The organism is Cryobacterium sp. W22_MBD10_FK3 (assembly GCF_052113745.1).
In the GTDB taxonomy this organism is placed as follows: Bacteria; Actinomycetota; Actinomycetes; order Actinomycetales; family Microbacteriaceae; genus Cryobacterium.
Map to the genome: position 1 here is coordinate 134,851 of NZ_JBGQOH010000002.1, position 13,240 is coordinate 148,090.

Genomic DNA, 13,240 nt, shown 5'->3' on the forward strand with positions numbered 1-13,240 from the left:
AGGCGGGCCGGCGAGAGGAACGGGTACGAGTGAGCGACATCGCGGGTGAATTAGCGCGGGTGCACAGCGCCTTCGACCGACCCACCCTGCGGCTGCTCGACCGCAAGTGGGCGCCGTTCGTGCTCGCGGTCTTCAAGTCGTCGTTCAGCCGGGACCGCCGCAGTGTGCAGGCCGACAGGTTGCACACCCAGGTCGATGCCTACCTCGCCGACCTCCGGTCCATCGGCCATGAGGTGCCGGGCAAGAACGGCCGGGCGCTCTGCGTGCAGTGGATGAACGACCAGTGGCTCTACCGGGAAACCGGGGAGGACGACGAGGAGCAGTACTCGCTCACCTCGCACGCCCTCGAGGCGCTGCTGCTGGTGGACGGGCTCTCCCGCGACCGCGCCCTGATCAGCGAATCCCGCCTCACCACCATCGTCGACACCGTGCGCCACCGCGCCACCCTGGCGAACCCGGACCGGGATGAACGCATCCGCCGGCTCGACCTGGAGATCGCTGCCCTGGCCTCCGAACGCGACCGCCTGGCCGCCGGCGGCGAGATCGCCGCGGCGTCGAACGACCAGATGCACGAGGGCTACGCCAACCTCATCGACCTGATCACCCAGCTGCCCAGCGATTTCAAGCGTGTCGAGGAGTCCGTGGCCGGTATGCACCGGCAGATCGTGAACGACTTCCGCGCCGAGGAACGCCCGATCAGCGAGGTGCTCGACGAGTACCTCTCCAAAACCGATGCCCTGATGTCGTCGACAGCGGAGGGCCGCGCGTTCGAAGGCGCCATCGTGCTGCTCCGAAACGACGCGTTGCTCTCCGCCCTCAAGAACGACCTCGAGTCGATCCTGCTGCACCCGTTCGCGCTCGAACTGAGCGCGGAGGACCGGCGCAGCTTCATGGGCACGGTCAGCCTGATCCGCAAGGGCGTCGACGACGTGCTCACCCAGCGGAACGGCCTGACCACCACCCTGCGCGAGCACATCGTGAACCACGACGTGGTCAAGGACCGGGAGCTCGAACGGCTGCTGCGGGAGATCAACAAGGAACTCGCGGTGTGGATGGAGACCGCCGGACCGCGGTCCACGGTGACCGCCGAGCTGATGCCCGGCACCCTGGACCTCGAGCATCTGCGCGAACGGTTCTACGATCCCGCCGCCCACAAGGCGCCGCCGCCCCTGGAGGACGTCTCGGCGTTCGCCCCGGAGCCACCGAGCCTCGACGCCATGCGCACCCAGGGCGGTCCGCTGCTCGAGGAGCTGCGCGACGCCATCGTGAGCGCCTTCACCACTGAAGGCGCCGCATCCGTTGGCGCCGCCTTCAACAGCCTCGAACCCGCCATGCGCCGGCCTGTGGAGATTCTGGGCCTGTTGCAGCTGGCCACCCAGATCGACGCCGTCACCGATATCGATGACATCGAAAGCTTCGAAACCGTGCGCCCCGACGGCACCCGCCGCACCTTCAGGGTGCCGCGCATCACCCTGACCGACGACGACACTGCGGCCCTGGCCGCCCTGAACTATGGACCTGATCATGACTGACGACGTGACCGACGCGACCGATCTGACAAACGACGACGCCGCCGAAGACGACACCAACGAGAGCTTCTCGCTGTTCGAGGGCGACGAGGGCGGGCTCACCGTGGAGCAGCGCCGCACCCTGGTGCTGCTGCTCCGGCACCGCTACATCTCCGCCGCCCTGCAGCCAGCCGAATGGCGCACCCTGCTCGCCTCGCAGAGCCTGCTCAAGTCCCGCCTCAACGACATGTTCCTCGACCTGCACGTCGACCTGCACTACGAAGTGGCCTTCAAGCGTCAGGCGATCGGGGAGGGCGGCGACAGGTTCCCCACCCTGTTGCACGACGTGGCATACAGCCGCGAGGAAACCATCCTGCTGGTACTGCTGCGTCAGCGGTTCCGCAGCGAACGCGCCAGCGGCGTGGACATCGTCATCGTCGACAGGGACAACCTCGTCGAGAACGTTGCCCACTTCCGGCCCGAACACGCCACCGACCGGTTCGGCGACGCGCGTCGTGCCACGGCGGCCGTGGACAGCCTGGCCAAGGCGCGGGTGCTGCTGAAGACCAGCGACCCCGACAGGTTCCGGATCTCGGCGGTGATCGAGGTGCTGCTGCCCATCGAGCGGCTCGCCGAGCTGTGGGAGTGGCTGGTGGCGCAGAACAGCGCCGACCAGCCCGACCCTGCCGACAGCACCCTGGATGCCGCCGACACCGGCGCCGAACCCGCCGCCGAAGCCGGGGCCGACCCCGCCGCCGCCGAGCCAGACGCGTCCGACCCCGCCGACCCCGCCCTGGAGGCCGTCTCATGACCGATTCCCCGCTGTTCCACATGGACGGTGCCACCGAGGGCACCACGCAGTGGCGCGCCGAGACCTTCCAAATGGTCAACTGGGGAGGGTTCCAGGGCCACCACGCTGTGGACTTCGCCGCCAACGCCACGCTGGTCTCCGGCGCATCCGGCACCGGCAAGTCGAGCCTGCTCGACGCCTACCTGGCGCTGATGATGCCCTCCGACACCCCGTTCAACGGCGCGTCCAACGACGCCGGGTCGGGGCGGGCCCGGAGCGTCGACCAGCGCAACCTGATGACCTACCTCCGCGGCAAGACCGACTCCAGCCGCGAGGCCGAGACCGGAGCGATGCACGACCAGGTGCTCCGCGGCGCCGACTCGGCCACCTGGGGCGCCATTGCGATGACCTTCATCGACGACAACCAGCGCCGCTTCACGGTGCTGCGCGCCTACTTCGTGCCGCGCGGGGCGACCAAGTTCGCCGACGTGACCATGAAGATGGCCACCCGCGACGGCCGGCTCGACCTGCGCGACCTGGCCGACGTCACCGAGGCCCGCTTCGACAAGCGCGCCCTCAAGAACCGGTTCAGCGACCTCGACGTGTTCGACACCTACGCCGCGTTCTCGCAGACCCTCTACACCCGGCTCGGTATCGGAGCCAACGGCGAGGGCGGCAAGGCGCTGCGGCTGCTCGCCCGCATCCAGGCCGGCCAGCAGGTGAAGACCGTCGACGGCCTCTACAAGTCGATGGTGCTCGAGGAACCCGCCACTTTCGCCGCGGCCGACAAGGCGGTCGACCACTTCGAAGACCTGGAACGCTCCTACGGCGCGATGGTCACCGAGGCGCAGAAGGCCAAGGTGCTCGAACGCCTGCCCGAGCTCCACCGCGAGTACGAGACCGCCACCGAGAAGGCCGACCTGATCGACCGCTTCGGCGTGCACCGCGACGGCGACACCCCGTTCGTGCTCTGGCAGCTGAGCACCGAACACGGCCTGCTCGACGCCGCCGCCGACACCAACCGCGCCCGCCGGCGCGAGAACCAGGCGGCGAACACCGCCGCCAGGGATGCCGAGACCGAGCTGAAGGGCCGGGTCGCCGACCTGCAGCACCAGCAGCGCGACAACGGCGGCGACGTGCTCGCCGGCCTGCAGGTGGAGCTCGACGTGCTCACCGCCAAACGCGACGACATGGCGGCGGAACGCTCCAGGTTCAATGACCGCATCTCCCTGTTGGGCGCAGTCGCCGGCCCCGCCGACGACGCGGACTCCGGCCTCGCAGGTGCCGTCGCCATCACGTCGGCCGACGACTTCGCCGCCGCGCAATTGGCCGCGGAGGGGTTCATCGCCAGGTTCCCCGCCTCCGAGCAGGAGCTCGATCTGGAGCGGGTTTCCCTGCAGCGCACCGCCTACCCGGTCGAAGAGAAGATCCGCACCCTCAAGCAGGAGCACGCCTTTCTCAAGGGACGCGCCAGCCTGGTTCCCCAGCACCTGCACAACGCCAGAATGATGATCGCCGATGCCGCCGGAATACCCGCGGAGGAACTGCCGTTCGTGGCCGAGCTCATCGACATCGCCCCGGGTGAAGACGATTGGCGCCAGGCCGCAGAGGTCACCCTCGGCTCGGTCGTGCGGGTGCTGCTCGTCGACGAGAACCGGTTGGCCGCCCTCAGCCGCGCCATCGACCCGATGCACATCCCGGTGCGCATCCACTTCGAAGGTGTCACTCTGCACCCGCACCAGCAGGTGCAGCACGACCCGCGGTACGTCTCCGGCAAACTGACCTTCAAGGACTCGCCGTTCAGCCGCTGGGTGCAGGACCGCGTGCAGGCGCCCGCGATCGACGCGCTCTGTGTCAACGGTCCGGCCGAGCTCGTCGGTGACGGCTCCCGGGTCACCCAGAGCGGCCAGATCCGCCAGGGCAAGCGTGGCGCTCACGGGTGGAACAAAGAGCAGCGGGCCATCATCGGGTTCTCCAGCACCGTGCGCCTGGCCGAGATCGACGAAGAGCTGCGTGAGCTGAAGGCCTCCGCCGATTCTCTCGCGCAGCAGACCTCCGCCAAGGCCGAGCAGATCATCGCCCTACGCCGCCTGAAGGATGCCCACCAGCACCTGATCGACACCGCCTGGGCGGCCATCGACGTGGCCGGCGCAGCGGACAGGATCGTCGCCAAGGAAGCCGAACGCGAACGGCTGCTCGCCGGCAGCGACGTCCTGCGCGGACTCCAGGACGAAGAAGCACGTCTGGCGGCTGAACTCGAGGCCGCCCAGAAGCTCAAGCACGAGACCGAGCGTGAAGCCGCCGCCCTCAGCGACGAGCATGCCTCGATCGTCGACCGGCAGGACATCGTGAATGTCCGGCTGGAGCGCGTCCAGTCCGATGAGTCCCTCACCCTGCCGGAGGACCACTCCGCGCACCTGGACGCCCAGTTCGCCGCCGTGAGCGACAGCGCCGATCTGGCCACCTTCGCGAACGGTGTGAAGCGTCTGCGTGAGCGGCTCACCGAGCAGTCCAGCCAGGACCGCGACACCGCGCGCAGCGCCAGGGACACCCTGATCGGCATCTTCGAAACCTTCCAGAGCCGCTGGCCTGACCCCAACATCGGCGTGGCCATGGAGTCGTACTCCAGCTACAGCGATATCCTCGACGCCGTCTACACGCTCGGCCTCTACGAACGCCGGCAGGAGTGGAAGCGCCGGCTGTCCGCGTGGAGCGGCCAGGACCTCGTACCCCTCGTGGGCGCCTTCACCACCTCGATCGAGGAGATCGAAGACCGGTTGCGGCCGATCAACGACATCCTGCGCACCCTGCCGTTCGGCGCCGGTCGGGACAGGCTGCAGATCTCACTGCGCCGGCTGCACCGGGATGACGCCTCGGCGTTCCGCAAGGAACTCAAGGTGCTCTCCTCGGGCTCGACCGAGGAGTTCACCGACGAGCAGACCGAGAGCCGGTTCACCAGGCTGCAGGCGTTCATGAACCTCATTCGCCGTCCGGACGAGCTCGACCTGACAACCTCAGGGCGCAGCGGCGGCACCCGGCCCAGCAAGGGCGATTCGGACCGCGACCTGCTCCTGGACGTGCGCCGGCACGTGGAGATCACCGCCGTGCGCACCACGCCGGACGGGGTGGAGGTGAGCACATACTCCTCCCTCGGCGGCAAGAGCGGTGGCGAATCGCAGGAGCTCGTCGCGTTCGTCGTCGGCGCCGCGCTGCGCTTCCAGCTCGGTGACGAGAGCCGCACCCGGCCGCGTTTCGCCCCGGTCTTCCTCGACGAGGGCTTCGTGAAGTCGGACTCCGAGTTCGCCGGCCGGGCCGTCGCGGCGTGGAAGGGCCTCGGTTTCCAGCTGATCGTGGGCTCCCCGCTCGACAAGGTGACCGCCCTCGAACCGCACATGGACCTGGTGCTCTCGATGACGAAGAACACCACAACGGGGTTCTCCTACGTCACCCCGTTGGTGTCGCCGGAGCCGAACGGCGCCGAACCGCTGCCGGCCGACACTGGGGCCGGCTCTGGGGCCGACACTGGGGCCGAGACCGCGGCCGGGCAGCGCGATGGCGAGAGAATCGTGGCCTGACCCGCGCGCGCCTCTGGCAGCTCGCCTGATTCCGGCTTACGCTGGCCCGATGGTGTCCGTGCAGGATCTGCGACTGCCCGACGGCCGCGTGCTCCGGGTGCATGACAGTGGTGGCGCCCACGGCACCGCCAACGCAGGGGCCGACGACCTCGACGGTCTCGGTGACTTCGTCACTCCGGGCGACGCCGCACCGGCCAGGCTCACGGTGCTGTGGCACCACGGTTCGCCGCAAACCGGTGCCCTGCTCGAACCATTGCTGGTGGCGGCGGGCCAACGCGACATCCGCCTGGTCTCGTATGGCCGGCCCAGCTACGGTGGCTCGACCCCGCTGCCCGGCCGCACCGTCGCTTCGGCGGTGGCGGATGTGGCGGCCATCGCCGATGCCCTGCAGCTGGGCAGGTTCGCGGTGATGGGCGCCTCCGGCGGCGGCCCGCACGCCCTGGCCTGCGCCGCCCTGCTGCCCGAACGGGTGATCGCCGCGGCATGCCTGGCCGCGATAGCGCCCATCGACGCCGATGGCCTGGACTTCTTCGCCGGCATGGCATCGGAGGGCGCCCTGCGCGCAGCGCTCTCCGGCAGGGCGGCCCGCGAGCACCACCAGGCGACCGCTGAATTCGACCCGGCCAGCTTCGTGGAACGCGACTACGCCGCGCTCGAGGAGGACTGGTCCGCGCTCGGCGCGGACGTGGGGGAGGCCTCCGCCGAGGGCCCGGATGGGCTCATCGATGACGATATGGCGTTCGTGGTGCCGTGGGGATTCGACGTGGCAACGATTTCGGTGCCCGTGCTGATCGTGCAGGGCGGCCGCGACAGGGTGGTGCCGCCCGGGCACGGTGCCTGGCTCGCCCGCACCATCCCGCACGCCGAAATCTGGGCCTGTGCCGACGACGGCCACATCTCCATCCTCACCGAGTGCGCGCCGGCGTTGGACTGGCTGCTCGCGCACTCCTGAGCCAGACCCGACCACGAACATCACACCAGCCGGAGGCACACCATGAGGGCCATCGTTCAGGACAGCTACGGATCGGCCGACGTTCTGCACCCCGCCGAGATCGATCGCCCGGCCGTCGGTGACGACGACGTACTCCTTCAGGTGCGGGCAGCGAGCCTCAATATCGGCGACTGGCACGTGATGACCGGACTGCCCTACGTCGCGCGGGCCGCGCTCGGCCTCCGCCGTCCGAAGACCCGGGTGCGCGGCATGGATGTCGCCGGTCGGGTCGAAGCCGTCGGCGCCAATGTCACCCGGTTCACGCCGGGGGGGACGAGGTCTTCGGCGTCTGCGAGGGATCCCTGGCCGAATACGCGCTCGCGCGGGCCGACAAGCTCGAGCCCAAGCCGGCGGCCCTGAGCTTCGAGCAGGCCGCGGCGGTGCCGACCTCGGCCGTCACGGCGATGCAGGCTCTCGCCCCGCTACGTGCCGCGGGCCCGGGGGAGCGGGTGCTCGTGATCGGTGCCTCCGGAGCCGTCGGTGGCTATGCCGTGCAGCTGGCCAAGACATTCGGCGCCCAGGTGACGGGCGTCGCCAGCACCACCAAGGTCGATTACGTGCTCTCGCTCGGCGCCGATGCGGCCGTCGACTACACTCGCGGCGACATCACCCGGTCGGGCGAGCGCTACGACCTCGTGCTCGAAACCGGTGGCAACCGCTCGGTCTCGTCGCTGCGCAAGCTGCTCGCGCCACGAGGCACCCTCGTGCTGGTCGGCGGCGAAGGCGGTGGCCGGGTGACCGCTGGGTTCGAGCGGGCCCTGCGGGCTCTGCTGCTGTCGCCGTTCGTGCCCCAGAAGCTCACCGGCCTGGTCTCGATCATGCGCCAGGACGACCTGCATACCCTCGCGGGTCTGCTCGAGAGCGGAGCGATCGCGCCCGTCATCGACCAGGTGTATCCCCTCGCCGAGGCCGCGACGGCCATGCGCCGCCTCACCGACGGCAGCATCCGAGGCAAGGTCGTCGTCACTCCCTGAGGCTAGGCCGCACCACCGGAGACCCCGAGCAGTGCGGCAGCCCGGCGCAGTTCGGCACTGGGATCCTGCGCCCAGCGGTCGAGAACACCCTGGGCGCGGCCCCTGGCCGGCCCGGTCAGGGCGCCGACGAGCGGCGCCACCACATCAAGCGTCAGTGGATCCACCAGGGCGCCGAGCTGCGCGTCACGCAGGAACCCCTCGATGCGAGTGAGGTCGGAGGCGCGCAGCATCCGCACGTGAGACTGCAAGAGCACGACAGCCGCCAGCCGGCGCTCGAAGACCGGCACCGCCCACAGTTCGGAACTCAGGGCGGTGATGTCGTCGTGCCCGAGCCCCGGGTAGCGGCGGCCGGCATCACGGATGGTGCCGCGCACGGCGCCCACCGACGCCCCGTAGAAGGTGAGGCGCCCGCCCAGGCGGGCGCGATCGGCGTCGGCGCGCTCCCACGAGCTTTCCCGCTGCAGGGTGGCGTCCACCCACTCGCCGGCGGTACTCATGCATCCATTCTCGCCGATCGCTGTGCACTCGCCCCGCGATCTGGGAGGCTGGTCGGCATGACCGACGCCGATATGAAAGCAGACCTCCGCCGCTACCTGCAGGTGGGCCGCGAGGCGCTCATCTGGAAACTCGAGGGGCTCAGCGAATACGACATCCGCCGGCCGCTGGTGCCGACGGGCACCAATCTCTTGGGCCTGGTGAAACACATGGCCGGGGTCGAGGCCGGCTATCTCGGAGTGACCTTCGCCCGGCCGTTCCCGGAGCCGCTGCCGTGGACCGACGACGACACCGAGGACAACGCCGATATGTGGGCCACCCTCGATGAGACCCGCACGGGCATCGTCGACCTGTACCGGCGGGTCGGGGAGCACTCCGAGGCCACGATCGATGCGGTGCCCCTGGACGGCCTCGGCCGGGTGGCGTGGTGGTCCGAGGGCCGGGATGTGGTGCCCCTGCACCTGATCCTGGTGCACCTGATCGCCGAGACCCACCGGCATGCCGGCCATGCCGACATCGTGCGCGAACTGATCGATGGGGCGGTCGGTCTGCGGGCCGACAACGACAATGTGCCGCCGGCCGGCCCGGACTGGTGGGCCGGCTACCGCGACCGGCTGGAGCAGACCGCCCGGCAGGCCTGAGGCCGGCTGCCCGGCGCCCCGACTGCAATGTTGGCCGCTTGGACGCCTAAGGTGGACTGCGCCTGAAAAGGCCGCGCTGAATCGCGCCCGAAACCGAAGGACGATGCCACCCGTGTCGAGAATCTCTGCCCGCCGAATCTCTGCCCGCCGAATCTCTGCCCGCCGAACCCTCGTCGGCGCCGGCGCCGGTCTGGCCCTGCTCGCCCTCACCGCCTGCACCGGCCAGCCCATCACCCAAACCGGAGCCGGCTCCGGAGCCGGCGCGGCGGCGGCCGGCGACTCCGGACGCACCTACGCCCTGGTGGTGCACTCGGTGCCCGGCGACGCGTTCTGGGACGTCGTGAAGACCGGCGCGGAGGCCGCCGGAAACGTCTACGGCGCCACCATCACCTACCAGGGTGACCCCGACGTGCAGAAGCAGAGCCAGCTGATCGAGACCGCGATCGCCGCCAAGGTCGACGGCATCATCGTGTCGATGGCCAACCCGGAGGGCCTGGCCGGCGCCATCACGGATGCCGTCGCCGCCGACATCCCCGTCATCACCATCAACTCCGGCGCCGACGAATCCGCCGCACTCGGCGCCATGACCCACGTCGGCCAGAGCGAGTACCTCGCCGGGCAGGGGGCCGGCACCCAGCTCACCGAGGCGTCGGCGAAAAAGGTCATCTGCGTCATCCACGAGGCCGGCAACGCCGGGCTCGAGGACCGCTGCGCCGGCGCCGCCGACACCCTCGACGGCAGCCTGACCAACCTGCAGGTCGACATCGCCAACGTCGCGGATGCCCAGAACACCATCACGAGCGCCCTGCTGGCCGATCCGAGCATCGACGGGGTGCTGACCCTCAACTCGGCGGTGGGAGTCGCCGCCGCACAGGCCGTGGCCGATGCCGGCAGCGACGCGCAGATCGGCACCTTCGACGTCTCCGCCGACGTCACGAGCCTGATCGAGAACGGCAGCATCCTCTTCGCCGTGGACCAGCAGCCCTACCTGCAGGGTTACCTGCCGGTGGACTTCTTCGAGCTGTTCTACACCAACGGCAACGTCGTCGGCGGCGGCCAGCCTGTGTACTCCGGGCCGGGCTTCGTCATCAAGGACAACGCCGGCCAGGTCGCCGAATTCGCCGGCAACGGCACCCGATGACCGTGCTCACCAACCCGGGCACCGCGCCGGGGCTCGACGAACGGCTGGCCGCGACACATCCGGTCGTGCGGTTGCTGCGCCGACCCGAGATCGGGGCGCTCGTGGCCGCGCTGGCCATCTTCACCTATTTCTCCCTGACGACGTCGTCATTCCTGTCGCCGGCCGGCGTGGCCACCTGGCTCTACTCCGCCTCGCTGTTCGGCATCATGGCCGTCGCTGTGGCGCTGCTCATGATCGGCGGCGAATTCGACCTGTCCGCCGGCGCCATGACCGGCACGACCGGGCTGCTGGTGGGCGCGTTCACCACCCAGTGGGGCATGAACCTGTGGCTGGCGATGCTGCTCGCGTTGCTGATCGCCCTGGCGGTCGGCGCCCTCAACGGGGTGCTCGTCGTGAAGACCGGCATCCCGAGCTTCATCGTCACGCTGGGCACGTTCTTCATTCTGCAGGGGCTGAACCTGGCCGGCACCAAGCTCGTCACCGGCCAGGTCGCGATTCAGGGCATGACCCTGGTGCCCGGCTTCGACGTGGGCAAGGCGATCTTCGGCTCGACCGTCCCGGTGCTGGGGCTGAGCCTCAAGGTGTCGGTGTTCTGGTGGCTCGGCATCACCGTCGTCGCCAGCTGGCTCTTGCTGCGCACCCGGTACGGCAACTGGATCTTCGCGATCGGCGGGCAGCTGCAGAGCGCCGTGCAGACGGGTGTGCCGGTCAAGCGCACCCGCATCGGCCTGTTCATGGGCACGGCCGCGGCCGGCTGGCTGGTGGGCATGCTCTCGCTCTTCGACGTGGCCACCGTGCAGGCCACCACCGGCATCGGCCAGGAATTCATCTACATCATCTGCGCCGTCGTGGGCGGTTGCCTGCTCACCGGCGGCTACGGTTCCGCGATCGGCGCCGCCCTGGGCGCGCTGATCTACGGCATGATCCTGCAGGGCATCGTGTTCGCGCAGTGGGACAACAACTGGCTCAAGGCGTTCCTGGGCGGGATGCTGCTGCTCGCGGTGCTGGTGAACCTGTCGGTGCGCCGCCAGGCCGGGGTGCGCGCATGAACGCCGCCACCACGGCGCCCATCCTCGAGGTGCGCGGGGTCGGCAAGGTCTACGGCTCGGTCATCGCGCTCAGCGATGTCTCCACCTCGGTCGGCGCCGGCGAGGTGCTCTGCGTGCTGGGCGACAACGGCGCGGGCAAATCCACCCTGCTCAAGATCCTCGCCGGTGTGCATCCGCACTCCTCCGGTGAGCTGCTGCTCGACGGCCGGGCCGAGCGCTTCACAGGTCCGCGGCACGCGCTCGACGCCGGCATCGCCACGGTCTACCAGGACCTCGCCATCGTGGGGCTGATGCCGGTCTGGCGGAACTTCTTCCTCGGCGCCGAGCTCAGCGCAGGTTTCGGACTGTTCTCGCGGCTCAGGGTCGCCGAGATGCGGGCGATCACGCTGGCGCAGCTGGGCCGGATGGGCATCGACCTCCGTGACGTCGACCAACCCATCGGCACGCTCTCCGGTGGGGAGCGGCAGTCGGTCGCCATCGCCAGGGCCATCTACTTCGGCGCGAGGGTCGTCATCCTCGACGAGCCCACCTCGGCGCTCGGCGTGAAGCAGGCCGGTGTGGTGCTGCGCTACGTGGCGCAGGCCCGGGACCGGGGCCTCGGTGTGGTGTTCGTCACCCACAACCCGCACCACGCGTACCCGGTGGGAGACAGATTCCTGGTGCTCAACCGCGGCGCCAGCCTCGGCGAGTTCGACAAGGCGGGCATCAGCATCGACGAGCTGACCCGGCTGATGGCCGGCGGCGCCGAACTGGAGTCGCTGGCCCGGGAGATCGAACGGGGCTGAGCGTTCCGGCCGGGTGAGTGCCGGCTGCGGGGCCTCATCCGTTTCGGGGGATTCCGAGGCGGCGCCATCGGCCGCACCTGGATTGGTTGCTACCGTCTGCCGCGTGAGAACCCCGCAGTAGTCGAACACCGACAGGGCACGGCCCTGGAATTGGAGCGATAGTCATGGCAACAGGAACAACCCCGATACTGGATGTGGCGGCCGAGATCAACGCTGTCTCGCTGGCCCGCACCGACCTCGACCCGCGCGCGCTGATGATCGCAAGGATCGCGGCCCTGGTGGCCGTGGATGCGCCCGTCGGCTCGTACTTCTTGCACGTCGGACCGGCAGCGGAGGTGGGGCTGACCGTCGATGACATCGAGGACGTGCTCGTCGCCGTGGCCCCGATCGTCGGCACGCCGCGGCTGCTCTCGTCGGCGCGCAAGATCGTGGAGGCCTTCGACCTCGCGATCCAACTCGACTCCGAAGGCGACACCCAGTAACGCCGGAGTCCCCGGCGGCGACATCCTCGTGCAGCACCTCCAGGCAGCACCTCCAGTAAGGAGCACCTTGTGAAGAAGCCCATCGTCGTCATGGCTCTGCTGGTGCTCCTTGCCGGATGTGCCGGTGTTGACAGCTCCGATTCCTCCACGAGCAGCTCCACCCCGTCGGCCTCGTCCACGGCCACAGCGACGGCCGGGCAGACGGCAGCACCGCCGACCGCCGCGCAGATCACCTGGGCCGGCACGGTCTGCAGCGACACGACCACCGTGAAAAACGACGTTCAGGGGCTCGCCACGGCGGCAGCTACCGGCGGCGACTCGGTGGGCACCGCGGTATCGAAGCAGATGGACACCGTCTCCGCTTCGACGAGCGCGCTGGTCGACACGGTCACGTCGCCGCCGGAGAACATGGGCAACGATCCGGAGCTCAAGGCCGTGCAGGACTCGATCGACACTGTTGACCAGTCCCTGAAGACCCTCCAAGCCAGCGCCAGCGCGGTGCAGGGAACCACGGGTGCCGCCCTGGTGGATGCGCTGGCAACGCTCGTCGGCGACACCGGCACCGTGCTCTCGGATGTCGCCGCCACCGTGCAGACCATCACGACGGCGATGCAGGACACCTCGAGCACCCTGGGCCAGGCCTTCCGCGCCGCGCCCGAGTGCGCCGACCTCACCTCCTGACGCCCCGGGCGTTGTTTGAGCTTGTCGAAACCCGGCGACGCGGTCTGCGGGTCGGCTTGCTGAACTCGACGCGGCAGCGCGCGGGAGCAATTCAGGGAAATGTCAGGATGCTTCGGGAATGAAACTCG

Annotated in this window: 13 protein-coding genes; 12 read left to right on the forward strand and 1 reads right to left on the reverse strand. The window is 69.5% G+C overall.

Annotation, left to right across the window (positions count from 1 at the left end; all coding sequences use genetic code 11):
- Window positions 1-29: 29 nt before the first annotated feature.
- Genes ACEN2M_RS03590 through ACEN2M_RS03615 form a run of 6 tightly spaced genes read left to right on the forward strand, consistent with a single transcriptional unit; the run spans window position 30 to window position 7,838 of the window.
- Window positions 30-1,532 carry a DUF3375 domain-containing protein gene (locus ACEN2M_RS03590; RefSeq protein WP_441646758.1) on the forward strand — a complete coding sequence of 501 codons (1,503 nt, stop codon included), beginning with the start codon at window positions 30-32 and terminating at the stop codon, window positions 1,530-1,532.
- Window positions 1,525-2,319 (forward strand): DUF4194 domain-containing protein, encoded by a 795-nt coding sequence (locus ACEN2M_RS03595; protein ID WP_441646759.1) that lies wholly within the window; start codon window positions 1,525-1,527, stop codon window positions 2,317-2,319. Before ACEN2M_RS03590 ends, ACEN2M_RS03595 begins: the two co-directional genes overlap by 8 nt.
- The gene (locus ACEN2M_RS03600) at window positions 2,316-5,873 is read left to right on the forward strand and encodes an ATP-binding protein (RefSeq protein WP_441646760.1); all 3,558 of its coding nucleotides are present in this window, start codon (window positions 2,316-2,318) and stop codon (window positions 5,871-5,873) included. The genes ACEN2M_RS03595 and ACEN2M_RS03600 overlap by 4 nt, the downstream gene beginning before the upstream one ends.
- A 49-nt stretch (window positions 5,874-5,922) precedes the next feature.
- Window positions 5,923-6,825, forward strand: a complete 903-nt coding sequence (locus ACEN2M_RS03605) for an alpha/beta fold hydrolase (protein ID WP_441646761.1) — start codon at window positions 5,923-5,925, stop codon at window positions 6,823-6,825.
- A gap of 42 nt (window positions 6,826-6,867) precedes the next feature.
- Window positions 6,868-7,224 (forward strand): alcohol dehydrogenase catalytic domain-containing protein, encoded by a 357-nt coding sequence (locus ACEN2M_RS03610; protein WP_441646762.1) that lies wholly within the window; start codon window positions 6,868-6,870, stop codon window positions 7,222-7,224.
- 20 nt (window positions 7,225-7,244) lie between these two features.
- The gene (locus ACEN2M_RS03615) at window positions 7,245-7,838 is read left to right on the forward strand and encodes an NAD(P)-dependent alcohol dehydrogenase (RefSeq protein ID WP_441646763.1); all 594 of its coding nucleotides are present in this window, start codon (window positions 7,245-7,247) and stop codon (window positions 7,836-7,838) included.
- 2 nt (window positions 7,839-7,840) lie between these two features.
- Here ACEN2M_RS03615 and ACEN2M_RS03620 read toward each other — a convergent pair whose 3' ends face one another.
- On the reverse strand, window positions 7,841-8,335 hold the full coding sequence (locus tag ACEN2M_RS03620) for a DNA alkylation repair protein (RefSeq protein ID WP_441646764.1): 495 nt from the start codon (window positions 8,333-8,335) through the stop codon (window positions 7,841-7,843).
- Window positions 8,336-8,392: 57 nt separating this feature from the next.
- Between ACEN2M_RS03620 and ACEN2M_RS03625 the strand changes: the two genes are divergently transcribed.
- The 6 genes from ACEN2M_RS03625 to ACEN2M_RS03650 all read left to right on the forward strand — a co-directional run bounded on the left by ACEN2M_RS03625 (window position 8,393) and on the right by ACEN2M_RS03650 (window position 13,112).
- On the forward strand, window positions 8,393-8,974 hold the full coding sequence (locus tag ACEN2M_RS03625) for a DinB family protein (RefSeq protein WP_441646765.1): 582 nt from the start codon (window positions 8,393-8,395) through the stop codon (window positions 8,972-8,974).
- A 112-nt stretch (window positions 8,975-9,086) separates the two neighbouring features.
- A complete protein-coding gene (locus ACEN2M_RS03630) occupies window positions 9,087-10,115 on the forward strand; it encodes a sugar ABC transporter substrate-binding protein (protein ID WP_441646766.1) in 1,029 nt (342 codons plus the stop codon).
- The gene (locus ACEN2M_RS03635; RefSeq protein ID WP_441646767.1) at window positions 10,112-11,164 is read left to right on the forward strand and encodes an ABC transporter permease; all 1,053 of its coding nucleotides are present in this window, start codon (window positions 10,112-10,114) and stop codon (window positions 11,162-11,164) included. The genes ACEN2M_RS03630 and ACEN2M_RS03635 overlap by 4 nt, the downstream gene beginning before the upstream one ends.
- On the forward strand, window positions 11,161-11,949 hold the full coding sequence (locus tag ACEN2M_RS03640) for an ATP-binding cassette domain-containing protein (protein WP_441646768.1): 789 nt from the start codon (window positions 11,161-11,163) through the stop codon (window positions 11,947-11,949). Before ACEN2M_RS03635 ends, ACEN2M_RS03640 begins: the two co-directional genes overlap by 4 nt.
- A gap of 164 nt (window positions 11,950-12,113) precedes the next feature.
- Window positions 12,114-12,431, forward strand: coding sequence for a carboxymuconolactone decarboxylase family protein (locus tag ACEN2M_RS03645; RefSeq protein WP_441646769.1), 318 nt, complete (start codon window positions 12,114-12,116; stop codon window positions 12,429-12,431).
- A 69-nt stretch (window positions 12,432-12,500) separates the two neighbouring features.
- Window positions 12,501-13,112, forward strand: a complete 612-nt coding sequence (locus ACEN2M_RS03650) for a hypothetical protein (RefSeq protein WP_441646770.1) — start codon at window positions 12,501-12,503, stop codon at window positions 13,110-13,112.
- Window positions 13,113-13,240 lie beyond the last annotated feature (128 nt).

What these genes read in the sequence shown, in the direction of transcription:
- ACEN2M_RS03595 (WP_441646759.1), top strand. Translation starts at nt 1,525, where the DNA reads ATGACTGACGACGTGACCGACGCGACCGATCTGACAAACGACGACGCC.
- ACEN2M_RS03625 (WP_441646765.1), top strand. Translation starts at nt 8,393, where the DNA reads ATGACCGACGCCGATATGAAAGCAGACCTCCGCCGCTACCTGCAGGTG.
- ACEN2M_RS03620 (WP_441646764.1), bottom strand. Translation starts at nt 8,335, where the DNA reads ATGAGTACCGCCGGCGAGTGGGTGGACGCCACCCTGCAGCGGGAAAGC.
- ACEN2M_RS03635 (WP_441646767.1), top strand. Translation starts at nt 10,112, where the DNA reads ATGACCGTGCTCACCAACCCGGGCACCGCGCCGGGGCTCGACGAACGG.
- ACEN2M_RS03605 (WP_441646761.1), top strand. Translation starts at nt 5,923, where the DNA reads ATGGTGTCCGTGCAGGATCTGCGACTGCCCGACGGCCGCGTGCTCCGG.
- ACEN2M_RS03640 (WP_441646768.1), top strand. Translation starts at nt 11,161, where the DNA reads ATGAACGCCGCCACCACGGCGCCCATCCTCGAGGTGCGCGGGGTCGGC.
- ACEN2M_RS03645 (WP_441646769.1), top strand. Translation starts at nt 12,114, where the DNA reads ATGGCAACAGGAACAACCCCGATACTGGATGTGGCGGCCGAGATCAAC.
- ACEN2M_RS03610 (WP_441646762.1), top strand. Translation starts at nt 6,868, where the DNA reads ATGAGGGCCATCGTTCAGGACAGCTACGGATCGGCCGACGTTCTGCAC.
- ACEN2M_RS03600 (WP_441646760.1), top strand. Translation starts at nt 2,316, where the DNA reads ATGACCGATTCCCCGCTGTTCCACATGGACGGTGCCACCGAGGGCACC.